The sequence below is a fragment of the Blastomonas sp. AAP25 genome (assembly GCF_001295965.1).
Classification (GTDB): Bacteria; Pseudomonadota; Alphaproteobacteria; order Sphingomonadales; family Sphingomonadaceae; genus Blastomonas; species Blastomonas fulva.
The window spans coordinates 214059-236715 of sequence record NZ_LJHP01000008.1; the positions used below are offsets into that span (position 1 = coordinate 214059).

A 22657-nucleotide genomic window follows, 5' to 3' on the forward strand; every position below is an offset into this window, starting at 1 on the left:
CCCGTCTTGCAATGCAACATGATGAGTGCTAACCGCCGCGCCGACAGGTGGGGAGGTCAGACCTTTCCAACCAAGCCTGCAACAATAACATCACGGCAAGGGAAAGCATTCGCGTGGACATTTCCGGCGGGATACAGGCCAGTCTGGCGGGGCGTTACGCCTCCGCTCTCTTTTCGCTGGCCCGCGACGACAAGCAGCTTGCCGACGTGGAGGCGAGCGTTGCGACGCTGCGCGCCGCGCTCAACGAATCGCCCGATTTCGCGGCCATGACCAAGAGCCAGACGATCAGCCGCGGCGCCGCCGAAAAGGTGGTGGAAGCGCTGAGCACGACGCTCAAGCTCGACACCATGACCGGCAACCTTCTGGGCGTGCTCGCCCACAACCGCCGTCTGGGTCAGCTGTCCAACATCCTGGCCGCCTTCGACACGCTGGTCGCCGCGCACCGGGGTGAAGTGACCGCAGAAGTCACCTCCGCCTTTCCGCTTACGGAAACGCAGATCGACGAAATCCGCAAGCAGCTGAAAGACCGCGCCGGTCACAGCATCAAGATCACCGCCAAGGTCGATCCGTCCATCCTGGGCGGCCTGATTGTCCGCATGGGCAGCCAGATGATCGACTCCAGCATCAAGACTCGTCTCAACACGCTCAGCCAAGCGATGAAAGGCTAACATTCTCATGGACATTCGTGCCGCAGAAATCTCCAAGGTTATCAAGGATCAGATCGCCAATTTTGGCACGGATGCGCAAGTATCCGAAGTCGGAAGCGTGCTCAGCGTCGGCGACGGTATCGCCCGCATCCACGGTCTGGACAACGTCCAGGCCGGCGAAATGGTCGAGTTCTCGAACGGCGTGCAGGGCATGGCGCTCAACCTCGAAGCCGACAATGTCGGCGTCGTGATCTTCGGCTCGGACTCCGAGATCAAGGAAGGCGATGTCGTCAAGCGCACCGGCACCATCGTGGACGTCCCCGTCGGCAAGGGCCTGCTCGGCCGCGTGGTCGATGGCCTGGGCAACCCGATCGACGGCAAGGGCCCGATCGTCGCCGAAAAGCGCATGCGCGTAGAAACCAAGGCGCCGGGCATCATCCCGCGTACCTCGGTGCACGAACCCGTGCAGACCGGCCTCAAGGCGATCGACGCGCTCGTTCCCGTCGGCCGCGGCCAGCGCGAGCTGATCATCGGTGACCGTCAGACCGGCAAGACCGCCGTCGCAATCGACACCTTCATCAACCAGAAGCAGGCCAATGCCGGCACCGATGAAGGCAAGAAGCTGTACTGCATCTATGTTGCGATCGGCCAGAAGCGCTCGACCGTCGCACAGATCGTCCGCCAGCTCGAGGAATCGGGCGCGATGGAATACACCATCGTCGTCGCCGCGACCGCTTCGGAGCCCGCTCCGCTGCAGTTCCTGGCACCGTACACCGGCTGCACCATGGGCGAATATTTCCGCGACAACGGCATGCACGCCCTGATCGTGTATGACGATCTGTCGAAGCAGGCCGTCGCCTATCGCCAGATGTCGCTGCTGCTGCGTCGTCCTCCGGGCCGCGAAGCGTATCCGGGCGACGTGTTCTATCTGCACTCACGTCTGCTGGAACGCGCCGCGAAGATGAACTCGGACAACGGCTCGGGCTCGCTGACCGCACTGCCGATCATCGAAACCCAGGCGGGCGATGTGTCCGCTTACATTCCGACCAACGTGATCTCGATCACCGACGGCCAGATCTTCCTCGAAACCAACCTGTTCTATCAGGGCATCCGTCCGGCCATCAATGTGGGTCTGTCGGTGTCGCGCGTGGGGTCTGCGGCGCAGACCAAGGCGATGAAGAAGGTTTCGGGCTCGATCAAGCTGGAGCTGGCGCAGTATCGCGAAATGGCGGCGTTCGCGCAGTTCGGTTCGGACCTCGACGCCTCGACCCAGAAGCTGCTCAACCGCGGTGCGCGTCTCACCGAGCTGCTCAAGCAGGCCCAGTACAGCCCTCTGCCGTTCGAAGAGCAGACCGCGTCGATCTATGCCGGCACCAACGGCTATCTCGACAGCATCCCGGTCAACCGGGTCAATGAATATGAAGCCGCAATGCTCAGCTTCCTGCGCACCGATCACGCCGACCTGCTCGGCACGATCCGTGACACCAAGGATCTGGGCGACGATGCCAAGGCCAGCCTGAAGGCTGCGCTCGACGCATTCGCCAAAACGTTTGCATAAACTGCTGGTCCCCTGCGCAGGCAGGGGCCCATCTCCCGCCGGTGGCGCGAGGTGAAACGGCAGGAGATGGCCCCCCGCCTTCGCGGGGGAGACCGAACAGGGTTTGAAGTTAGGACACCATGGCCAGTCTGAAAGAACTCAAGGGCCGGATCGCCTCGGTCAAGTCGACCCAGAAGATCACCAAGGCCAAGCAGATGGTGGCATCCGCCAAGCTGCGCAAGGCGCAGGCGGCGGCGGAAGCCGCGCGTCCCTATGCCGAGCGGCTGGAGCGCGTGATGGCATCGCTGGGTTCCAAGATCGCGATCAGCGATTCCAGCCCCCGGCTGCTGGCAGGCACGGGCAAGGATCAGGTTCACCTGATCGTCGTCGCCTCGTCGGACCGCGGTCTGTGTGGTGCGTTCAACGCCAACATCGTCAAGGCCGCGCGCATCAAGGCGCGTGAGCTCGAAGCGGCTGGCAAGACCGTGCGCTTCTACCTGGTGGGTCGCAAGGGCCGTGCGGTCATCGTGCGAGAGTATCCCAAGCAGATCGACCGCTATTTCGATACGACCGCGCTCAAGAACCAGGGCTTCGTCGAAGCTCAGGAGATCGCGGCCGAGCTGATCGCGATGTACGAACGCGGCGAGTTCGATGTCGCGCACCTGTTCTATTCCAAGTTCCGCTCGGCGCTGGTGCAGGAACCCATCGGCAAGCAGATCATTCCCGTCGCGATCCCCGCAGGGGGTGCGGCGGCAACGGATGCTGCGATGGAATACGAGCCCGACGAGGAGGAAATTCTCGCCGAGCTGCTGCCACGCAACGTCACCACGCAGATCTTCGGCGCGCTGCTCGAAAACGCGGCATCCGAACAGGGTGCCTCGATGACCGCGATGGACAATGCGACCCGCAACGCGGGCGAGCTGATCAATGACCTCACGATCGTTTACAACCGCACCCGGCAGGCGGCGATCACCACCGAGCTCATCGAAATCATTGCCGGTGCCGAAGCACTGTGATTCAAACAGTTACATCTTGATTCGAGTAGGAAATATTTATGGCAATCACCAATAATGTGGGCAAGATCAGCCAGATCATCGGCGCTGTCGTCGATGTGACCTTTGAAGACAATCTGCCCGCCATTCTGAACGCGCTGGTCACCGACAACAACGGCAACCGGCTGGTGCTCGAGGTTGCGCAGCACCTCGGCGAGAACACCGTCCGCACCATCGCGATGGACGGCACCGACGGCCTCACCCGCGGCCAGGAAGTCACCGACACCGGTGCGCAGATCACGATGCCGGTCGGCCCCGAAACGCTCGGCCGCATCCTCAACGTCGTGGGCGAGCCCATCGACGAGCGTGGCCCGGTCAACGCCAAGAACTTCGCTCCGATCCACGCAAAGGCTCCCGATTTCGTCGATCAGTCGACCGAAACCGCCATTCTGGTGACCGGCATCAAGGTGATCGATCTGATCGCGCCTTATGCCAAGGGCGGCAAGATCGGCCTGTTCGGCGGCGCCGGCGTAGGCAAGACCGTTCTCATTCAGGAACTGATCAACAACATCGCCAAGGGCCATGGCGGCACCTCGGTGTTCGCAGGCGTGGGTGAACGCACCCGCGAAGGCAACGATCTGTACCACGAATTCCTCGACGCAGGCGTTATCGCCAAGGATGCCGACGGCAACCCGACCAGCGAAGGTTCCAAGGTTGCGCTGGTGTTCGGCCAGATGAACGAGCCTCCGGGTGCGCGCGCTCGCGTCGCTCTCTCGGGCCTGACCATCGCGGAATATTTCCGCGATCAGGAAGGCCAGGACGTGCTGTTCTTCGTCGATAACATCTTCCGCTTTACCCAGGCGGGTTCGGAAGTGTCGGCGCTGCTCGGCCGTATTCCTTCGGCAGTGGGCTATCAGCCGACCCTGTCGACCGACATGGGCGCACTGCAGGAACGCATCACCTCGACCAACAAGGGTTCGATCACTTCGGTGCAGGCCATCTACGTTCCCGCAGATGACTTGACCGACCCTGCCCCTGCCACCTCGTTCGCTCACTTGGATGCGACCACCACGCTGAACCGCGCAATCTCCGAGCTGGGCATCTACCCCGCCGTGGATCCGCTCGATTCGACCAGCCGCGTGCTGACCGCAGCCGTTGTCGGCCAGGAGCATTACGACACCGCCCGCCGCGTCCAGGAAACCCTGCAGAAGTACAAGTCGCTGCAGGACATCATCGCCATTCTGGGGATGGACGAGCTGTCGGAAGAGGACAAGCTCACCGTCGCCCGCGCGCGCAAGATCCAGAAGTTCCTGTCGCAGCCTTTCCATGTGGCAGAAGTGTTCACCGGCATCCCCGGCAAGTTCGTTGCCATCGAAGACACCGTGCGTTCGTTCAAGGCTGTGGTGGACGGTGAATACGATCACCTTCCGGAAGCAGCCTTCTACATGGTCGGCGGCATCGACGAAGCGGTCGAAAAGGCCAAGACGCTCGCAGAAGCGGCTTAATCGAACAAACTGCCCTCTCCCTTTGCGGGGAGAGGGCATTGAGGAATTCTGAAATGGCACTGCAGTTTGAACTCGTAACCCCTGAACGGCTGGTCCGCTCCGAAGCGGTGCACATGGTTGTCGTCCCCGGCAGCGAGGGCGAGTTCGGCGTGCTCGAAGGCCATGCGCCGCTGATGTCGACTGTGCGCGACGGGCTGGTCTCGATCTACAGGACCGAAGGGTCGCAGCCCGAAACCATCGCGGTTGAAGGCGGTTTTGCCGAGGTCAACGAAAAGGGTCTGACGATCCTTGCTGAGCGCGTTTCGGCCTGATCCAGCCGCATTGGCTGATCAACAGTTTCAGGGCGGCCGATGCACAGCGCATCGGCCGCCCTTTTCGTGTCTGGAATCGGCAGATCAGCTTTCGGCGCGCTTGCGCGCCATGATGCCGCCGCGCTTGCGGATCGAGCCCGGCATCCACTTTGCCGCAAAGGCGAGCTTCTTGGCGGTGGGTCCGACATAGCTGTGGACGTTCCTGGGATCGTGCACCGCGGCCCACGCCGCTTCTGCTACTATCGCCACCGGTGCGATCTCGAGCCCTGCCGCCGTCACGCTGTCACGGCTGGACTGGTTGGTCCGCGCGACCGGTCCGTCGAGCAGCGGGGTGTCGATGAAGCTGGGCAGCAGTGCGCGCACGCGGATGTTGTCCGGGCCCCATTCGATATCGAGCGCCTCGGACAGTCCGCGTACCGCAAATTTGGTCGCCGAATAGACAGACAGTCCGGCCGAGCCGTAGATGCCCGACGCGGACGAGGTGTTGAGCAGGCACGATCCGGGAGTGGCCTTCAGATATCTGTGGCCGATATGCGCGCCATAGACGACGCCCTTGAAGTTGATGTCGATCAGCTTCTCGATATCGTCCTCGCTGTGCTCCTCGAGCAGCCCGCCGATGCCCACCCCGGCATTGTTGAACAGCACATGGAGCTTGCCATCGCTGGCCTCGGTGAAGGCCTCCAGCGCTGCGGTCCACTGTTCGCGGCTGCGCACGTCGAGCATGTAAGTCGCCGCCATGCCGGCGGGCAGCATCGCGGCGGTCTCGTCCATGCCCTTCATGTTGACATCGGCAAGACCGACGAACCATCCGCGCTGCGCGAAATACTTCGCCACCTCGCGCCCGATGCCCGATGCGCCGCCGGTGATGAAGATGTACTTGGTGTCGGTCATAGTTCAGGCTTCCCTAATCCTGGTGCCCCGTTCTCCGAGTTCCCGAGGACAAACGGATGAGGTGTTTCGCGCTCAACGCTAAGCCGCCCCCAACCCTCGCGCAAGTGGCTAGCCAGCGCCGGTTTGTGCCGCCTATAAGCAGCTCTGCATGGCGACCTCACCCTCTTCCTCCCGGCCCGCCACCGCGCGCGGCCCTGCCGTAGCGTTCGAGGGCGTCGGCAAGGCCTATGGCGGCACGGTCGCCATCGCTGGCGTCGATGCGACAATTTCGCCCGGCACCTTCGTCGCCATCGTCGGATCGTCGGGATCGGGCAAATCGACGCTGCTGAAGACGGTCAACCGGCTGATCGAGCCCGATCATGGCAGCGTGCGAATCGACGGCGCGGACGTGGCCGCGCAGGAGCTGCACCAGCTGCGCCGCTCGATCGGCTATGTCTTCCAGAACATCGGCCTGTTTCCCCACATGACCGTCGCGCAGAACATCGGTATCGGCTCGCGGCTCGCGTCGGGCAAACCGCTGCCGGACGACCGCGTCACCGCGCTTCTCGATCTCGTTGACCTGCCGCGCGATTTCGCCACCCGTCTGCCCGAGCAGCTCTCCGGGGGCCAGCAGCAGCGGGTCGGGGTCGCACGCGCGCTGGCAGGCGCTCCCGGGCTGATGCTGATGGACGAACCGTTCGGCGCGCTCGACCCTGTGACGCGTGAAACGCTGGGCGAGCAGTATCGCGCGCTGCACGAGCAGCTGGGGCTGACCACGATCATGGTCACCCACGACATGGCCGAGGCGCTGCTGTTTGCCGACCGCATCTGGGTGATGGCGAGTGGGCGGATTGTCGCGGACGCCACGCCTGCCCAGCTGATCGCGGGCCGCTGCGGGCCGGAGGCCGAGGCTTTGGTCGCAGTGCCGAGGCTACAGGCAGAACGGATCACCGCGATGCGGGCGGCGGGGCCCGCCGCATGAACCAGGACTGGCCGCGCATCCTCGATCTGCTCGCCCAGCATGTGCAGCTGAGCTTTGCCGCGCTCGGGCTGGCGCTGGTGATCGCACTGCCGCTGGGAATCGCGTCCGCGCGCAGCCGCACCGTCGCAGGCGTGACGCTGGGCTTTGCCAGCCTGATCCAGACGATCCCCGCGCTCGCGCTGCTTGCGCTGTTCTTTCCGCTGCTGCTCGCGCTTTCGGCGGTGTTCGGCGATGCGATCTCCCCTCTGGGCTTTCTGCCCTCGCTGCTGGCGCTGACGCTGTATGCGCTGCTGCCGATCCTGCGCAACGCGGTGACCGGGCTGCGCTCGGTCGAACCCGCGATGGTCGAGGCAGCGGACGGCGTGGGCATGACCGCGCTGCAGAAACTGTGGCTGGTCGAAGCTCCCCTCGCCTCCCCCACCATCATGGCGGGGGTGCGCACCGCTGCGGTCTGGACCATCGGCGCAGCGACGCTTTCGACCACCGTGGGCCAGCCCAGCCTGGGCGATCTGATCTTTGCCGGGCTGCAGACCCAGAACTGGTCGCTGGTGCTCGCCGGATGTCTCGCGGCCGCGGGGCTCGCGATCAGCGTCGATCTGCTGCTCGGGCTGATCGAGAGCGGGATCCGCTGGCGCAAGCATTTGCGCATCTGGCTGGCGGGGATCGCGCTGGCTTTGGGACTGGGTGCGGCTCTGTGGCCCGCGCCGCAGGCCGACCGCCCGGTGGTCACCATCGGCGCCAAGCGCTTTTCCGAGCAATATGTCCTCGCGCGGCTGATCGGGCGGCGGCTGGAGGCGGCGGGCTATGCGGTGCGATACCGCGAAGGCCTGGGCAGCGCGGTGGTGTTCCGCGCACTCGCCAGCGACGAGGTGCAGGTCTATGTCGATTATGCCGGCACCATCTGGACCAACGAGATGCAGCGGCAGGACCCCGAGCCGCGGGCCCAGATGATCGCGGAGATCGCGCGCTGGGCCAAGGCGCAGCATGGCGTGCAACTGGTCGGGCCATTGGGCTTCGAAAACACCTATGCCTTTGCGGTGCGCCCCGATGACGCGAAGCGGCTGCGCCTGCGTTCGCTCGACGATGTGGTGCGCGTTGCGCCGCAGTTCGTGTTCGGCACCGATGTCGAGTTTCTCGAGCGGCCCGAATGGCAGATGGTCCAGGCCGCCTATCCGCTGCGCTTCAAGGGCCGGCGGGCGTTCGAGCCGACCTTCATGTACCGCGCGCTCTCGCTGGGCGAGGCGGACATCATCTCGGCCTTCTCGTCGGATGGCAGGATCGCCGCCAACGGCTTTGTCGTGCTCGATGATCCCAAGGGCGCAATTCCCTCGTATGACGCCATCCTGATGGTCAGCCGGTCAGCCGCCCGCGACGCACGGCTGGTCGAGGCACTCAAACCGCTTGTCGGCGCAATCCCGGTGGAAAAAATGCGTGAGGCCAATTATCGCGTCGACAGGGACGACAACAAGCAAAGCCCGGCTGATTCGGCAGCCTGGCTCGACGGGGCGCTGGCTGCGCCTGCACAAGGGAAGACTCGATGATGCTCAAGCGCCTGCTGCTGACCTTTCTGATCGCCCCGATGATGCTGTGGGCCCATGCCGCCCATGCCAGCGTCACCATCACCTTCTACAGCCACGAACTGGGCAGCCAGTTTCCCCATGCCTTTGCAACGCTCAAGGGCAAGGTCGATTCCACCGGCGAGAGCGTGGACACCAATGTCGGCTTCACCGCCACCAGCACCGGTCCCAGCATCCTGTTCGGCTGGGTCCAGGGCGAGATCAGCCATGCCAAGCCCAAGTACATCGCCAGCTCCAACCCGCATTTCACCTATGAACTGACCGATGCCGAATATCGCGCGGTGATGGCGGTGACCGAAAAGTGGCGCAACAAGAAGCAGAAGAGCTACAACCTCAACACCGCCAATTGCGTGCACTTCATCGCGGAAGTGGCGACGGCTGCGGGACTGAAGATCAACTCCAAGAGCAAGTTCTTCAAGAAGCCGACCAGCTTCCTCAAGGAAGTCACCACGTTGAGCCGCGAGCGGCTCGCCAGCGGGCGTATCCTGTTCAAGGGCTGATCGGCGCTCAGCCGCGCAACCGGCGCGCGCATATCCGCATCACGGTGGCGCCGTGGACCGCCATCCCGGCGACCACCAGATCGAGCGCTTCGAGCCGCCCGGCGCCGGCAAATCGCTCTGCCGCGGCCCATAGGAACAATCCGGCTATTCCCACCCAGAACGCCATGCTGGCGGTTTCGCCCAGGATCTGGCGCACAAACGGATCGCGATTGCCGTAGAGCCGCCAGATCAGGAACGCCTGGATGACGACCAGCGCAGCGACGAGTGCCATCGCTGCCTCGCCCGCCAGCCCAATGGATGGCCCTGCCGATACCAGCACCGTGGCGGCAGCCGAGAGGAACAGTACCATCCCCTGCCTCCGCAGCGCCCTTCTGGCAGCAGGAAACTGGCCATGATCGACAGTGCTTCCCATCCACTTTTGCAGCAAGCGCTCCTGCGATGCGGTGACGAAGGTCAGCACCCCGACCAGCGCAAGCGCCAGTCCCAGAGCCAGACCGCCAAGATGGGCCTGCATCGCCGCCGCGTCCTTAGAGAGCCGCGTTGTTATAGCATTGCCAGGTGAGGATCGCGATCGCACCGCGATGCGGCGACCAGGGCTCGGCCAGGGCGCGGGTCAGCTTTTCGGATGGCCGTTCGTCGAGCGCCAGTATGCGCCCGATCCCCGCCTGCACCGCCAGATCGCCTGCGGGCCAGATATCTGGGCGTCCTTCCGCGAACAGCAGATAGATTTCCGCGGACCAGCGCCCGATGCCCTTGATCCGCACCAGCTCGGCAATCGCCTCCTCGTCGTCGGCGGGCAGGTTTTCCAGATCGAGCGCGCCGGAGACCACCAGTTCGGCGAGCGAGCGGGCATAGCCCTGTTTCTGGCGCGACATGCCGCAGGCGCGCAAGGCATCGAATTCCGCCGCGATCAGCGCATCGGGGGCGCAGCCCTCGCCCAGCGCCGCCTCGAGCTTGTTCCACACCGACGCCGCCGATGCCACGCTGACCTGCTGGCCGACGATGGTGCGCAGCAAGGTGGTATAGCCGCGCGATCGGATGCGGGGTTCGGGATAGCCCGCAATCTCCAGCGCACGCGCGATCGCGGGCTCGCGGGCGGCAACGGCATCGAGCCCGTGGCTCAGTTGCTCGGCGGTCAATCCCATAACTGCAGTTCCTCTCGCATCCGCCGCTTGCATTCGCGCGCCCGGTTGATCATAGCAGCGACGTTTGCGGGGGCCATAGCCTGGCTCATTATCTTGGGGAGTTTCCATGCCAAAGCTGATTGTCGTCAACCGTGCAGGCGAAGAGAGCACCATCGAGGCCGATACCGGACTGTCCGTGATGGAAGCGATCCGCGACAATGGCTTTGACGAACTGCTCGCATTGTGCGGCGGCTGCTGCTCGTGCGCGACCTGCCATGTGCACGTCGATGCAGAATGGACCGACAAGCTTCCCCCGGTCAGCGCCGATGAGGACGACCTGCTCGACAGCTCGGATCATCGCAACGCCACCTCGCGCTTGTCGTGCCAGATCCAGATGACGGCCGCATTGGACGGCCTCAAGGTCGCGATCGCGCCTGAAGATTGATCAGATCCCGCCGGGCGTGACCTCGCGCCCGGTGGCTTCCAGCGCGGACACCAGCGCCCCGGCGCATGCGTCCAACTGGCCCTGATCGGTGGAGCGGATGACGAAATTCGCGCCCACCCTGCCCTCGCGGAAGAACGGATAGCTGCCGATTTGGCAGCCTTCATGCGCGCGCTCGGTGGCGCCCAGCATGTCTGCGACTTCGCTTTCCGCCACCCAGCAGCCCAGGGTCGCCGACAGCAGCGGCAATCCGCCCTCCAGCGTCCCGGTCAGCGCGTCGAGCATGCCTGCGGTAATGTGCGGCACGCCCGCCATCAAAAACAGGTTGCCGATGCGGATACCCGGTGCACCCGACATGCGGTTTTCAATCAGCTCCGCGCCTTCGGGCACCCGCGCCATCCGCAGCCGACCTTCGGTCAGGCCACCGCGTGTCGCATAATAGCCATCGAGGATCGCCCGCGCCACCGGATGGATCACGACATCGACGCCCAGCGCCTGCGCGATCGCATCTACCGTGATGTCATCGTGCGTCGGGCCGATGCCGCCGGTGGTGAACAGATAGTCGTTGCGCGCGCGCAGCAGGTTCACCGCCTCGACGATCGCATCCATGTCATCGGCGATCACCCGCACCTCTTTCAGCCGGATGCCCTGCACGTTCAGCCAGGTCGCGACCTGCGCGATATTCTTGTCCTGGGTGCGACCGGAGAGGATTTCATCGCCGATGACGATCAGCGCGGCGGTCCAGATACGGGGGCTTGATGCGGGTGCGTCTGCTGTCATGCGCCGGTGTTTAGCGCGTGCGCCGGAGCGCGCAAGCGGTTCGTTCCGGCGCGCGCGTCACTCCGACCAGAAGGTGGCGCAGCCCAGCCCTGCCAGCGCCGGATCGCGGGTGATCACGACCATCTCGTCATGGATCGCCTGCGCCGCGATCATCCGGTCGAAGCGATCGCGATGCTCGCCGGGAAGCGATCCGGCGAGCAGGCCGTGGGCAACCGAAACGCTCAACTCGATAAACCCGTCGGCACCTGCAAGCTCTTCAAAGTTCTCGAAAACTGGCACAGCTGCCTGCCATTTGCCGATACGGCACTTTGTCGCAATCTCCCAAGCGGAGACAGCGCTGACATAGACTGTATTGCTTTCGTCGCTGATTTCCCGGGAGACTGCACCAGGCAAGGCTTTGTCGCCGGTCCACCACCAGACAAGCGCATGGGTGTCGAACAGATAGTCGGTCATTCCCAGGCCCGGAGCTCTTCCTCGGGCAACGGATCGAAGAAAAAGCCGTCGGGTATTGGCGTCTTCAGCTTCAACCGCCCCGGCTTGCGCTCAACCTTGGGCTTTTCGAGCGGAACCAGCCGCGCATAGGGCTTGCCCGCCTTGGCGAGGATGATCTCCTCGCCCGCATGCGCGCGGTCGAGCAGCTTGGAAAAGTGCGTCTTGGCGTCGTGGACATTGACGATGCTGGTCATATCGCTTGGGTTAGCCCATTGACCGGACTAAGTCAATGGACTAAGTCCACTGCAATCCAGGGTCGCAAAATGACCGCCCCTCCCCTATATGGAATCACCATGAACCAGTATGTCACCGTCACGAATGCCGATACGCCGATGCGCGACGGCACCATCAAGCTGCACGGCCCCGAGGGCTTCGAAGGCATGCGCAAGGCAGGGCAGCTCGCCGCGCGCGTGCTGGACGAGTTGACGACGTTCGTCCGCGAAGGCGTCACCACCGCAGAGATCGACGCCAAGGCGCGCGAACTGATGCTGGCGAGCGGCGGTATCCCGGCCACGCTCGGCTATCGCGGCTTTACTCACAGCTGCTGCACCTCGATCAACCATGTCGTTTGCCATGGCATCCCCGCCGACCGGAAGCTCAAGGACGGTGACATCATCAACATCGACGTCACCCCGATCCTCGATGGCTGGCATGGCGATACCAGCCGCATGTTCCTGATCGGCGATGTCGGGGTGAAGGCGCGGCGGCTGGTCGATGTGACCTATGAGTGCCTGATGCTGGGCATCGAGCAGGCGCGCCCCGGCAACACGATGGGCGACGTCGCGCACGCCATCCAGTCGTTCGCCGAGAAGCACCGCTACGGCGTGGTCCGCGATTTCTGCGGCCATGGCCTGGGCCGGCTGTTCCACGACGCGCCCGAGGTCGTCCACGCCGGGCGCCCCGGCACCGGACCCGAGCTCAAACCCGGCATGTTCTTCACCATCGAGCCGATGATCAACATCGGCAAGCCCGCGGTGAAGATGCTGGAGGATGGCTGGACGGCGGTCACCCGCGACCGATCGCTGTCGGCACAGTTCGAACACTCGATCGGCATCACCGAAACCGGCTGCGAGATCTTCACCAAGAGCCTGGCAGGCCTCGACCGCCCGCCGTATTGAGGCGCGCCGGACCGGGCCTTGCTGCGCTTCGCACGCGTCCGGCGGGCAGAGCATTTGCCCAAAATATAGGCAACCGCGATATCGCGTGCCCGCATTTCCATCATCCGCCGCAATAATGTTGCGATGCGGCCAAGCAATTGTAGCGGTTTGCGTCTTGGCACGTTAATTGTTTGGTAGCATGCAAGGGGGGATTCGGGAGAGGCGCGCTGCGCCCGCCCGGCTTGCCTGCACAATGTCATGGCGGTGCTGGGCAACCCGCGCCGTTCTTTCCCATCAGCACCGCGCCGTCAGGGCGGGGTGGCCGAGCACAGGATGATCAGGACCACATGAAAAAGATCGAAGCGATCATCAAACCCTTCAAGCTCGACGAAGTGAAGGAAGCGCTGCACGAAGTGGGCGTGTCCGGCATCACCGTGACCGAGGCCAAGGGCTTCGGGCGGCAAAAGGGGCATACCGAGCTGTACCGCGGTGCCGAGTACATCGTCGATTTTCTGCCCAAGGTGAAGCTGGAAGTGGTGGTTGACGATGCGCTGGCCGACCGCGTGGTCGAGGCGATCGCGGCTGCTGCACAGACCGGACGCATCGGCGACGGCAAGATTTTCGTGATCCCGGTGGAGACCGCTCTGCGCATCCGCACGGGAGAACGCGATAACGACGCGGTCTGAACAACAGCGCGCGATCCAAGGAGAGGCCTGCCTCGGCAAGGCTGCAAGAACACACGTCAGTTTCACCAAAGGGGGGCCCGGCAACAGGCCCGGACCGGATTTCATGAAGAGGGAAAGCTAAGATGGCAAAAACCGCCAAAGACATTCTGGCAATGATCAAGGAAAACGAGATCGAGTGGGTCGATGTCCGCTTCACCGATCCCAAGGGCAAGTGGCAGCACCTCACGATGTGCGCCGGCGTGATTGGCGAGGATGAGCTCGAAGACGGTCTGATGTTCGACGGTTCGTCGATCGAAGGCTGGAAGGCGATCAACGAATCCGACATGATCCTGCGCCCCGACATGGACGCGGCGTACATCGATCCGTTCTCGGCCGATCCGATGCTGATCCTGTTCTGCGACATCGTCGAGCCCGGCACCGGCGAGCTGTATGCCCGTGATCCGCGCAGCACCGCCAAGCGCGCCGAAGCCTATCTGCAGTCGACCGGTATCGGCGATACCGTCTATGTCGGCCCCGAAGCCGAATTCTTCATGTTCGACGATGTGCGCTTCTCGGACGGCTATGCCGGATCGATGTTCTCGATCGACGATATCGAGCTGCCGACCAACTCGGGCCGCGCCTATGAAAGCGGCAACCTGGGCCACCGTCCGCGCGCCAAGGGCGGCTATTTCCCGGTTGCACCGGTCGACAGCGTCGTCGACATCCGCGCCGAGATGGTCAGCACCATGCTTGAAATGGGCCTGCCCTGCGACAAGCACCACCACGAGGTTGCCGCCGCGCAGCACGAGCTGGGCCTGACCTTCGGCACGCTGACCGAAACCGCCGACCGCATGCAGATCTACAAGTACGTCGTCCACATGGTCGCGCAGGCTTACGGCAAGACGGCAACGTTCATGCCCAAGCCGATCAAGCAGGACAACGGATCGGGCATGCACACGCACATCTCGATCTGGAAGGAAGGCAAGCCGCTGTTCGCTGGCAACGGCTATGCGGGCCTGTCGGACATGTGCCTGTACTTCATCGGCGGCGTCATCAAGCACGCCAAGGCGCTCAACGCCTTCACCAACCCGACCACCAACAGCTACAAGCGGCTGGTGCCCGGCTTTGAAGCGCCGGTTCTGCTCGCGTATTCGAGCCGCAACCGCTCGGCATCGTGCCGCATCCCTTATGGCACTGGCGAGAAGGCCAAGCGCGTGGAATTCCGTTTCCCCGACGCGATGGCCAACCCCTATCTGTGCTATTCGGCGCTGCTGATGGCGGGCCTCGACGGCATCCAGAACAAGATCCATCCCGGCGAGGCGATGGACAAGAACCTGTACGACCTGCCGCCCGAAGAGCTGAAGGAAGTGCCGACCGTCTGTGCGTCCCTGCGCGAAGCACTCGACGCGCTGATCGCCGACCACGACTTCCTGCTCAAGGGCGACGTGTTCCTGAAGGACCAGATCGAAGCCTATATCGACATGAAGTGGGCTGAAGTGAGCCGCTGGGAAACGACCCCCTCGCCGGTCGAATTCGATATGTACTACAGCTGGTAAGCTGCCGGCGTATTGCGCACAAAAAAAGCGCCTCGGGGAAACCCGGGGCGCTTTTTTGTAGCCGTAAAGCTCGCGGTCCTCAGCGGCAGCGTGTCCCGTTGCGATCGATCGCCCGGCCAGCGGCCGCGCCGCCAATGGCGCCCAGGATGGTGCCCAAAGTGTCCGATCCGCCCGGCGCGATGACATTGCCCAGCACGCCGCCTGCAACGCCGCCGACGATCAGCCCGGTGGTGCCATCGGACCTGCGACAATAATAGCGTCCGTCCTGACCCCGGTAGACGCGGTCGTTGCGGCTGAGGCGGCGCTCGCGATAGCGCCGGTCGTCACGATAATAGCGTCCGGCATCATAGCCACCGTAGGATGGATCCGGGCGGTTATAGTCGTATTGCCGAGCGTTGCTGAAACCGCGATCGTTGAAGCCCGATCCAGCGCAGCCGCTGACGACCGTCGCCGCAGCAATCGCAGCGCCCACAGTCCATGCCTTGGTGGTGAAAAGTGTCATGATGTTCCTCGCTTTTTGCTGAAGCATGGACGCGCCGCCGCTGCGTTCCGTTCCGCAAAATCCGGATTTTTGAGGGCCTGGCCAAAACGCGCTCCATCGCGCCTTCCCTGCCGCCGTCATTCGGGGCAAGCTGCCAGCGATGCGCCTCCTGATCCTTGTCCTGCTCAGCGTGCTGCTGACCGCCTGCCATGCCGGGCCTCCGGCATCGGACAGCACGCCCGGACCAGACCGACTGGTCCGGCTGACCGATTCCGAAATCCGCGGACTGGACCCGCAGGTCTATTCCGACATCGCCTCGCTGCGAGTGGCGGCGGACCAGTTCGAAGGACTGACCCGCTTCGATGGTGCGGGCCGCGCGGTAGCAGGGCTTGCGCGCGACTGGACCGTCTCGGCTGACGGCCGGGTCTGGCGGTTTACGCTGCGCGACGGACTGCGCTTTTCGGATAGCTCTGCGATCACCGCCGCGGTGTTCGTGGGGGGGTGGCGGCGGCTGAACGATCCTGCCACCGGATCGCCGCACACCGCGCTGTTCGCGGCGATTGCTGACGTGAGGGCAGATGGCGATGGCGTGGTGATCGTGACACTCAACGCCCCCTTCCCGCAAATCCCTGCCCTGCTGGCGCACCCGGCCATGGCCGCGCTTCCGCTGCACCGGACTGGTGGCGCGCAGGGCGACTGGACTGCCGAACGCCCGCTGGTCACCTCCGGTCCCTATCGCACCCGCGAATGGCGGCTCAACGACCGGCTGGTGATGGAGCGCAACCCGCGCTGGCATGCCGGACGCGCGCCCATCGCTATGGTGGTGTGGAAGCCGGTGGACGATGCGCTCGCCGGGATGCGGCTGTTCCTGGCGGGCGATGCCGATATCTCGGGCGACTTTCCACAGAGCCGCCACGGCTGGCTGGTCGCACAAAGGCCGCAAGCGGTGCGCACCGGCGATTATCTGGGCAGCTATTACTTCACGCTCAACACCCGAAAGCCGCCGTTCGACGACGCGCGGGTGCGCAAGGGCCTGAGCATGGCGGTGGACCGCGAATGGATCACGCGTGCGTTGCTGCCGATGGGCAACGCACCTGCCTATGCGATCGTGCCGCCCGCGCTCGCCGGGGGTGCAGCGGTGCAGCCGGACTGGGCGGTATGGCCTCTCGCGCAGCGCCAGCGTGAGGCGCGGCGGCTGATCGCGACGGCGGGCTTTTCCCCTGCAAAACCGCTGCGTTTCGAAATCCGGATCAACTCGTCGGCTGAACACCGCCGAATGGCCGTCGCCCTGGCGGCGATGTGGAAGCCGCTGGGGGTCGAGGCGAGCATCCTCAACAGCGAACCTGCGCTGCATTTTGCCGCGATGCGCCGCGGCGACTTCCAGATGGCGCGCTCGGGCTGGATCGCCGATCTGCCCGCGCCGGAGAACTTTCTAGCGGTGCACCGTTCGGACTCGGGCGAGGTCAATTATTCGGGTCATGCCGATCCGGTTTTCGATGCGCTGCTCGATACAGCGATGGCCACCGCTGATCCGCCGGCGCGGCTGGCGGCGATGCGCGCCGCCGAGGCGCGGCTGCTAGAAACCATGCCGGTCATCCCCTTATGGTATTATCGCAGCGGCGCGCTGGTTGCGCCCCGCGTGACCGGCTGGATCGACAATCCCGGCAACGTCCACCCCAGCGCCGCGTTGTCGCTTCGCCGCGGCCCTGCTATCGCCATCGGCAGCGGCACCGGGTTGAAAGGCGGACAATGACACGCGCTCTGGCAAGGACTTGGCGGTCTTGCAGCATCGCTGCAGTGCTGGTGCTGGCCGCGTGCAGCGGATCGGACAGCTCGCCGCTGGGCATTTCGATCATCGACCCCTCGCCGGTGAACAATCTGGACGCCGCCGAGCTTGCGCCTGCCGCAGAATATCTGCGCGCGGCGACATCGCAGGGGCTGGTCCGGCTCGATTCGCTGGGCAACATCGTTCCCGCGCTCGCCGAACGCTGGATCGTCACCGATGACGGCCTCAGCTATATCTTTCGCCTGCGCAACGCGCGCTGGGAAAACGGCGATACGGTGACCTCCGAACATGTCGCGGCGGCGCTGCGCCGTCGGCTGCAGATCGAAAGCCGCACCGCGATCGGCGCGGATACTACCGAGGTGCGCGATATCAGGTCGATGACCGGGCGGGTGATCGAGATCCGCCTGCTCGCCCCGCAGCCCGATCTGCTGCGCATCCTGGCGCTGCCCGAACTTGGCATCCGCCGCAGCGGGCGGGGCTCGGGCCCGCTGGTCGCCGATCGGCAGCAATACTGGACCGTGCTGACCGAGCGCGCCGACGATCTGGTCGAAGGCGAGTTTCGCCCCCCGGTGCGCCCGCTGCAGGTGCGCACCGAAAAAGCCGCGCGCGCCATCGCCCGGTTCGCGATGGGGGAAACCAGCATGGTGCTGGGCGGCAGGTTCGAGCATCTGCCCTATCTCAGCGCCGCTGCTGTCGCCGACAACACCGTGCGCGCAGACCCGGTGATCGGGCTGTTCGGGCTGCTGGTGGTCGAAAGCCGCGGGTTTCTGGGCGATGCCGCCAATCGCGAGGCGATTGCGCTGGCAATCGACCGCGAGGCGCTGATGACCCCGCTGGGCATCCGCGAATGGCAGACCATGACGCGGATCGTGCCGCTGGGGCTGGATCGGTACGCGCCGCTGGTGGGTGAACGCTGGGCGGATTTGTCACTCGATCAGCGCCGCGAGCTGGCGCGTGCGCGCGTGGTTCGCTGGCGGCAGGACAACGAGACGCTGCCCGTGCTGCGCATCGCCATGCCCAAGGGACCCGGCAGCCGGCTGGTATTCGGGCGGCTCAAGCGCGATCTGGCCACCATCGGCATCGATAGCCGGCTGGTAGAGGGCAAGGGCAAGGCCGACCTGAAGCTGATCGACGAGGTCGCGCGCTATCGTCAGCCCTCCTGGTTCCTCAACCAGCTCGCCTGTGTCGTACGGCCGGTGTGCGACAGGGACGGCGATGTGCTGCTAGCGCAGGCCAAGCGGGCGGGCGATCCGGCGGTTCGCGCGCAGCAGATGGCCGAGGCCGAGCTGTCGATGACCAGCGCCAACATCTACATCCCGCTGGGGGCTCCGGTGCGCTTTTCGCTGGTGCGCGGCAACGTCCCCGGCTTTGCCATCACCGCCGATGGATGGCACGCCTTGCCGGATATGGTTGCGATCCCCAGATAAGCCGCTGCAAGGGGTTGCGGAGGACAGCATGAAGACGATCCGGCCTGAACAGATGGAACAGATCAAGGCGGCGCAGATGAAGGTCATGGGCGCCGCGCTTGCCAATGACCCCGCCTCGATCCGCAGGCGCATCGAGATGATGGAACAGGTGCTCGAGCGCAGCTTCACCGTGCCCGGCATCAACCGCAAGGTCGGGCTAGATTTCGCGCTCGGACTGGTCCCGGTGGTCGGCGATATCGTCACCGGCGCGATGGGCCTTTACATGGTGTGGGAGGCGCGGAACCTGGGGATGTCCAAATTCCAGCTGGCGCGCATGGCTGCGAATGTCGGCTTCGACAGCCTGGTGGGCGCGGTACCGCTGGCAGGCGACCTGTTCGACCTGTTCTGGCGGTCGAATACGCGCAATCTCAAGATTATCCGCAAGCATCTCGACAAGCACCATCCGGCGACGCGCATTATCGAGATGTGATCCGCAATACGAATCACCTTTCATTCGCGCGCACCCTATAGGCGGCGCACCCGACCCTGACACCGCTGGACAGCGATTCAGTGCAATCGTGTGCAGAGCCTTTGCCGGGCAGACGCCGCGTAGAGCAAGGAAATCAAAGGGTTTGCCAAGCGCGAAACAATTGGTTACGCCACCGCCCTCAGGCCTCAGCAGACAAAAAAAGGGCCAGCCCGAAGGCTGACCCGATAAAGTTTTTAGGAGAGGATGCCTGAAAGGCATGATCAATATGGGTCAGAGACCCTTATTGTGCAAGTGCGAAATAGCTTTGGATAATTGCAAAGAATGCAAGTCCACTGACGGAAAACCGCACTAAGTTCGCTATTTGCAATTGCACATTTCCGCTGCAGTGCAATAATGCTCGCCGATATGGCCATGCGACGTCTCCCCCCTTTGCGATCTCTCGAGGCATTTTTGCGTGTCGCGCGACTCGGCTCGGCCAAGGCCGCGGCCAGCGAGCTGGCGCTCTCGCCCTCGGCGCTGAGTCGCCGGATCGGCGGGCTGGAAGACTTTGTCGGCAAGAAACTGTTCAAGCGCCACAACCAGCAACTCAAGCTCAACGAGGCGGGCGAAGCTCTGTTTGCCAGCGTTGCCCCCGCGATCGACGCGCTGGCCGATGCGGTCGCCGCGCACATGGATGACAGCCGGGTGCTGCGCCTGCGGCTGGGGATGCTGCCGCTGTTCGGCAGCCAGCGGCTTGTCCCGCGGCTGGGCGAGTTGCGCAGGCTCTATCCGCTGCTGCACATCGATGTCGACACCTCGGGCCATGGCGAGGCTCGGCTGGGCGACACGCTCGATGCCGCGATCATCCTGTCGGAAAATCCCGATCCTTCGCTGCACTCGGTGCGGCTCGATCGCAATTATGTCTATGCGATCGCCTCGACCGAGCTCGTGGAGAGCCTGGGGTCCACCCCCGATCTGGAGCGGCTCAACCGCCAGACGATCCTGATCCACAACGACATGCCGGAATCGTTCGAGGCCTGGAAGCACGCGCTAGGGCTGGTCGACCTGCAACCGGCATCGATCGATCATATCGACAGCGGGCCGCTGATGCTCGAAGCCGCAGCCCAGGGCCTGGGCATCGCGATCATGCACGACGATCACCTCACCCGCTCGGGCGACACCCGGCTGGCCAAGCTGTTCGATGTCCGCGTGGAAAGCCCGTACAGCTACTGGTTCGTGTGCAAACCCCGCGCGCTGGAGACCCGCGCCGTGCGGCTGTTCCACGACTGGCTGGTCGACGCGGGGATTTAAAACCCGGGAATAGAAAAAGCCCTCCCGTTTCCAGGAGGGCTCTTCAAGAATTACGCCACCGTTGCCGATGCGATCACGCCGGGCTTTGCGGGCGGTTCGCCCTTCGGCAGCGCGTGGACGTGTTCCATGCCTGATGTCACCTGGCCCCACACGGTGTACTGGCGATCAAGGAAGCGCGCATCGTCGAGGCAGATGAAGAACTGGCTGTTGGCGCTGTTGGGGTCCATCGTGCGCGCCATCGAGCAGACGCCCTCGACATGCGGCTCGTCGTTGAATTCCTGCTTGAGATCGGGCTTCTTCGATCCGCCGGTACCGGTGCCGTTGGGGCAGCCGCCCTGCGCCATGAAGCCCGCGATCACGCGGTGGAACTTCACGCCGTTGTAGAAGCCTTCATTGGCCAGTTCGACGATGCGCTCGACATGGCCGGGGGCAAGATCAGGGCGCAGCTTGATGACGACATCGCCGCCGTCCTGGATGTGAAAGGTAAGCGTCTCAGCGGTCATATGCAGTCCTTTGATGGCATGAGAGGGATTTGGTGGCACGAGAAATGCTGCCGCCGATATAGCGACGCGCAGGCGAATGTCACCCCCGGCGACGCCCGCCGCATCGGGATTGCTTTTGCAGGTGCGAACCGCCACACACTCGGTGATTCCCGCGCGCGGGATACACCCATTCCCACAGAAAGGAGCAGGCCATGACCGACCCATCCGACGCCCAGCTCCACGATCATGCACCCCATGATGCCATGGATGCCAGCACCAGCCTGGACGAGGACAACCGCCTGCTGCCGGGCTTTGTCAGCCAGGTGTGCGATGCGCTCGACGAAGGCGACGACGAAGCCGCCTATGATCTGGTCGAGCCGCTGCACCCCGCCGATATCGCCGACCTTTTCGAGCTGGTCGAGCGCGAGTATCGCGGGCCGCTGGCGCGGGCGATCACCGATCTGCTGGGCGCAGACGTGCTCACCGAACTCAACGATTATGTCCGCGATGACGTGATCGACGCGCTGCCTGCCGCGCAGGTGGCGGAGCTCGCCGGGCAGCTGGAAACCGATGACGCGGTGGCGATCATCGAGGAGATGGAAGAGGCCGACCAGCGCGCGGTGCTGGCCGAACTCGAACCTGCAGACCGCGCCGCGATCGTCGATGCGCTCTCCTTCCCCGAGGAATCCGCAGGCCGACTGATGCAGCGCGATCTGGTCGCGGTGCCGGAACACATGAACGTCGGCCAGCTGATCGATTATCTGCGCGAACATGCCGATCTCACCACCGAGTTCTGGGAAATCTTCATCGTCGATCCGCAGCATCGCCCGGTCGGCACCTGCCAGCTAAGCTGGATTCTGCGCACCCCGAGGCACATCGCGCTCGCCGATGTGATGAAGCGCGACCAGACGCTGATCCCCACCGACATGGACCAGGAAGAGGTCGCGCTGCGCTTCCAGAAATACGCGCTGATCTCTGCCGCCGTCATCGATGGCGCGGGACGCCTTGTCGGGCAGATCACGGTCGATGACATCATCCACATCGTCCAGGAAGAAGCGGGCGAGGATATCCTGCGCATGTCGGGCGCGGGCGATGGCGACATCAACGAGCCGATCCGCCAGTCCTACAGCAGCCGCGTGCGCTGGCTGATCGCCAATCTGGGCACCGCATTGGTCGCCAGCAGCATCATCGCGCTGTTCGGCGGCGCGATCGAGCAATTGGTGGCATTGGCGGTGCTCATGCCGATCGTAGCTTCGGTCGGCGGCAATGCCGGCACCCAGACGATGGCGGTCGCGGTGCGCGCGCTGGCGATGAACCAGCTGACGCAATCGAACACCCGCCGCATCATTGCCCGCGAACTGCGCATTGCGGTGCTCAACGGTGCCACCGTCGCGGTGCTCACCGGCGCGGGCACCGCGCTCGTCTTTGCCGATGCAATGCTTGGCGGGGTGATCGCGCTTGCCATCCTGGTCAACATCATCATCGCCGGCATGGCGGGCGTGATCGTGCCGGTCACGCTCGACCGGCTGGAACAGGACCCTGCGGTCGCCAGTTCGGTGTTCGTGACGATGATCACCGATTCCATGGGCTTTCTGGCGTTTCTGGGCCTGGCGGTCGCGAGCGGGCTGGCGAGCTTCTGATCCCG

At 64.2% G+C, this 22657-nt stretch carries 25 protein-coding genes; 17 read left to right on the forward strand and 8 right to left on the reverse strand.

Going from position 1 to position 22657, the window contains the following annotated elements:
• Positions 1-113 precede the first annotated feature (113 nt).
• The 5 genes from IP68_RS09250 to IP68_RS09270 all read left to right on the forward strand — a co-directional run bounded on the left by IP68_RS09250 (position 114) and on the right by IP68_RS09270 (position 4992).
• On the forward strand, positions 114-668 hold the full coding sequence (locus tag IP68_RS09250) for a F0F1 ATP synthase subunit delta (RefSeq protein ID WP_054134675.1): 555 nt from the start codon (positions 114-116) through the stop codon (positions 666-668).
• A 7-nt stretch (positions 669-675) separates the two neighbouring features.
• A complete protein-coding gene (atpA, locus tag IP68_RS09255; RefSeq protein ID WP_054134676.1) occupies positions 676-2205 on the forward strand; it encodes a F0F1 ATP synthase subunit alpha in 1530 nt (509 codons plus the stop codon).
• 119 nt (positions 2206-2324) lie between these two features.
• Entirely contained in the window at positions 2325-3200 is an 876-nt protein-coding gene (locus IP68_RS09260; RefSeq protein WP_054134677.1) for a F0F1 ATP synthase subunit gamma, read from the forward strand.
• 38 nt (positions 3201-3238) lie between these two features.
• Positions 3239-4681 (forward strand): F0F1 ATP synthase subunit beta, encoded by a 1443-nt coding sequence (gene atpD / locus IP68_RS09265; protein WP_054134678.1) that lies wholly within the window; start codon positions 3239-3241, stop codon positions 4679-4681.
• A 53-nt stretch (positions 4682-4734) separates the two neighbouring features.
• Positions 4735-4992 carry an ATP synthase F1 subunit epsilon gene (locus IP68_RS09270; protein ID WP_054134679.1) on the forward strand — a complete coding sequence of 86 codons (258 nt, stop codon included), beginning with the start codon at positions 4735-4737 and terminating at the stop codon, positions 4990-4992.
• A gap of 84 nt (positions 4993-5076) precedes the next feature.
• On the opposite strand, the gene IP68_RS09275 is transcribed toward IP68_RS09270, so the two are convergent.
• On the reverse strand, positions 5077-5883 hold the full coding sequence (locus tag IP68_RS09275) for an SDR family oxidoreductase (protein WP_054134680.1): 807 nt from the start codon (positions 5881-5883) through the stop codon (positions 5077-5079).
• 148 nt (positions 5884-6031) lie between these two features.
• Here IP68_RS09275 and IP68_RS09280 point away from each other — a divergent pair, with 148 nt between their 5' ends.
• The 3 genes from IP68_RS09280 to IP68_RS09290 are packed head-to-tail and all read left to right on the forward strand — an operon-like array spanning position 6032 to position 8921.
• Positions 6032-6844, forward strand: coding sequence for an ABC transporter ATP-binding protein (locus IP68_RS09280; protein ID WP_054134681.1), 813 nt, complete (start codon positions 6032-6034; stop codon positions 6842-6844).
• Entirely contained in the window at positions 6841-8385 is a 1545-nt protein-coding gene (locus tag IP68_RS09285) for an ABC transporter permease/substrate-binding protein (RefSeq protein ID WP_054134682.1), read from the forward strand. The genes IP68_RS09280 and IP68_RS09285 overlap by 4 nt, the downstream gene beginning before the upstream one ends.
• Positions 8382-8921 carry a hypothetical protein gene (locus IP68_RS09290; RefSeq protein WP_054134683.1) on the forward strand — a complete coding sequence of 180 codons (540 nt, stop codon included), beginning with the start codon at positions 8382-8384 and terminating at the stop codon, positions 8919-8921. The genes IP68_RS09285 and IP68_RS09290 overlap by 4 nt, the downstream gene beginning before the upstream one ends.
• 7 nt (positions 8922-8928) lie before the next feature.
• On the opposite strand, the gene IP68_RS09295 is transcribed toward IP68_RS09290, so the two are convergent.
• Both IP68_RS09295 and IP68_RS09300 read right to left on the reverse strand, forming a co-directional pair.
• The gene (locus IP68_RS09295) at positions 8929-9435 is read right to left on the reverse strand and encodes a hypothetical protein (RefSeq protein WP_054134684.1); all 507 of its coding nucleotides are present in this window, start codon (positions 9433-9435) and stop codon (positions 8929-8931) included.
• Positions 9436-9448: 13 nt separating this feature from the next.
• Positions 9449-10066 carry a DNA-3-methyladenine glycosylase gene (locus tag IP68_RS09300; RefSeq protein WP_054134685.1) on the reverse strand — a complete coding sequence of 206 codons (618 nt, stop codon included), beginning with the start codon at positions 10064-10066 and terminating at the stop codon, positions 9449-9451.
• A gap of 106 nt (positions 10067-10172) precedes the next feature.
• On the opposite strand from IP68_RS09300, the gene IP68_RS09305 reads away from it, so the two are divergent.
• The gene (locus tag IP68_RS09305) at positions 10173-10490 is read left to right on the forward strand and encodes a 2Fe-2S iron-sulfur cluster-binding protein (RefSeq protein ID WP_054134686.1); all 318 of its coding nucleotides are present in this window, start codon (positions 10173-10175) and stop codon (positions 10488-10490) included.
• Here the strand turns inward: IP68_RS09305 and IP68_RS09310 are convergent, their stop codons facing one another.
• The 3 genes from IP68_RS09310 to IP68_RS09320 are packed head-to-tail and all read right to left on the reverse strand — an operon-like array spanning position 10491 to position 11953.
• Entirely contained in the window at positions 10491-11267 is a 777-nt protein-coding gene (locus tag IP68_RS09310) for a molybdopterin-binding protein (RefSeq protein ID WP_054134687.1), read from the reverse strand.
• A gap of 57 nt (positions 11268-11324) precedes the next feature.
• Positions 11325-11720 carry a type II toxin-antitoxin system VapC family toxin gene (locus tag IP68_RS09315; RefSeq protein WP_054134688.1) on the reverse strand — a complete coding sequence of 132 codons (396 nt, stop codon included), beginning with the start codon at positions 11718-11720 and terminating at the stop codon, positions 11325-11327.
• Entirely contained in the window at positions 11717-11953 is a 237-nt protein-coding gene (locus tag IP68_RS09320) for a type II toxin-antitoxin system Phd/YefM family antitoxin (RefSeq protein ID WP_054134689.1), read from the reverse strand. Before IP68_RS09320 ends, IP68_RS09315 begins: the two co-directional genes overlap by 4 nt.
• Positions 11954-12052: 99 nt before the next feature.
• Between IP68_RS09320 and map the strand changes: the two genes are divergently transcribed.
• From map to glnA, 3 genes are all read left to right on the forward strand, one after another.
• Complete coding sequence (gene map / locus IP68_RS09325; RefSeq protein ID WP_054134690.1) at positions 12053-12877, forward strand: type I methionyl aminopeptidase; 825 nt, start codon at positions 12053-12055, stop codon at positions 12875-12877.
• A 326-nt stretch (positions 12878-13203) separates the two neighbouring features.
• Positions 13204-13542, forward strand: coding sequence for a P-II family nitrogen regulator (locus IP68_RS09330; protein WP_017671887.1), 339 nt, complete (start codon positions 13204-13206; stop codon positions 13540-13542).
• 122 nt (positions 13543-13664) lie between these two features.
• A complete protein-coding gene (glnA, locus tag IP68_RS09335; RefSeq protein WP_054134691.1) occupies positions 13665-15077 on the forward strand; it encodes a type I glutamate--ammonia ligase in 1413 nt (470 codons plus the stop codon).
• Positions 15078-15156: 79 nt separating this feature from the next.
• Here glnA and IP68_RS09340 read toward each other — a convergent pair whose 3' ends face one another.
• On the reverse strand, positions 15157-15579 hold the full coding sequence (locus IP68_RS09340) for a glycine zipper 2TM domain-containing protein (RefSeq protein ID WP_082382245.1): 423 nt from the start codon (positions 15577-15579) through the stop codon (positions 15157-15159).
• A gap of 139 nt (positions 15580-15718) precedes the next feature.
• On the opposite strand from IP68_RS09340, the gene IP68_RS09345 reads away from it, so the two are divergent.
• From IP68_RS09345 to IP68_RS09360, 4 genes are all read left to right on the forward strand, one after another.
• Positions 15719-17311, forward strand: coding sequence for an ABC transporter substrate-binding protein (locus tag IP68_RS09345; protein ID WP_054134692.1), 1593 nt, complete (start codon positions 15719-15721; stop codon positions 17309-17311).
• Entirely contained in the window at positions 17308-18771 is a 1464-nt protein-coding gene (locus tag IP68_RS09350; protein WP_082382246.1) for an ABC transporter substrate-binding protein, read from the forward strand. Before IP68_RS09345 ends, IP68_RS09350 begins: the two co-directional genes overlap by 4 nt.
• Positions 18772-18823: 52 nt before the next feature.
• Positions 18824-19240: a DUF4112 domain-containing protein gene (locus tag IP68_RS09355; protein WP_054134807.1), complete on the forward strand. Its 417-nt coding sequence runs from the start codon at positions 18824-18826 to the stop codon at positions 19238-19240.
• 405 nt (positions 19241-19645) lie between these two features.
• The gene (locus tag IP68_RS09360) at positions 19646-20530 is read left to right on the forward strand and encodes a LysR substrate-binding domain-containing protein (RefSeq protein ID WP_082382260.1); all 885 of its coding nucleotides are present in this window, start codon (positions 19646-19648) and stop codon (positions 20528-20530) included.
• A 50-nt stretch (positions 20531-20580) separates the two neighbouring features.
• Here IP68_RS09360 and IP68_RS09365 read toward each other — a convergent pair whose 3' ends face one another.
• Positions 20581-21033 (reverse strand): peptidylprolyl isomerase, encoded by a 453-nt coding sequence (locus tag IP68_RS09365; protein ID WP_054134695.1) that lies wholly within the window; start codon positions 21031-21033, stop codon positions 20581-20583.
• 191 nt (positions 21034-21224) lie between these two features.
• Here IP68_RS09365 and mgtE point away from each other — a divergent pair, with 191 nt between their 5' ends.
• Entirely contained in the window at positions 21225-22652 is a 1428-nt protein-coding gene (mgtE, locus tag IP68_RS09370) for a magnesium transporter (protein WP_054134696.1), read from the forward strand.
• Positions 22653-22657 lie beyond the last annotated feature (5 nt).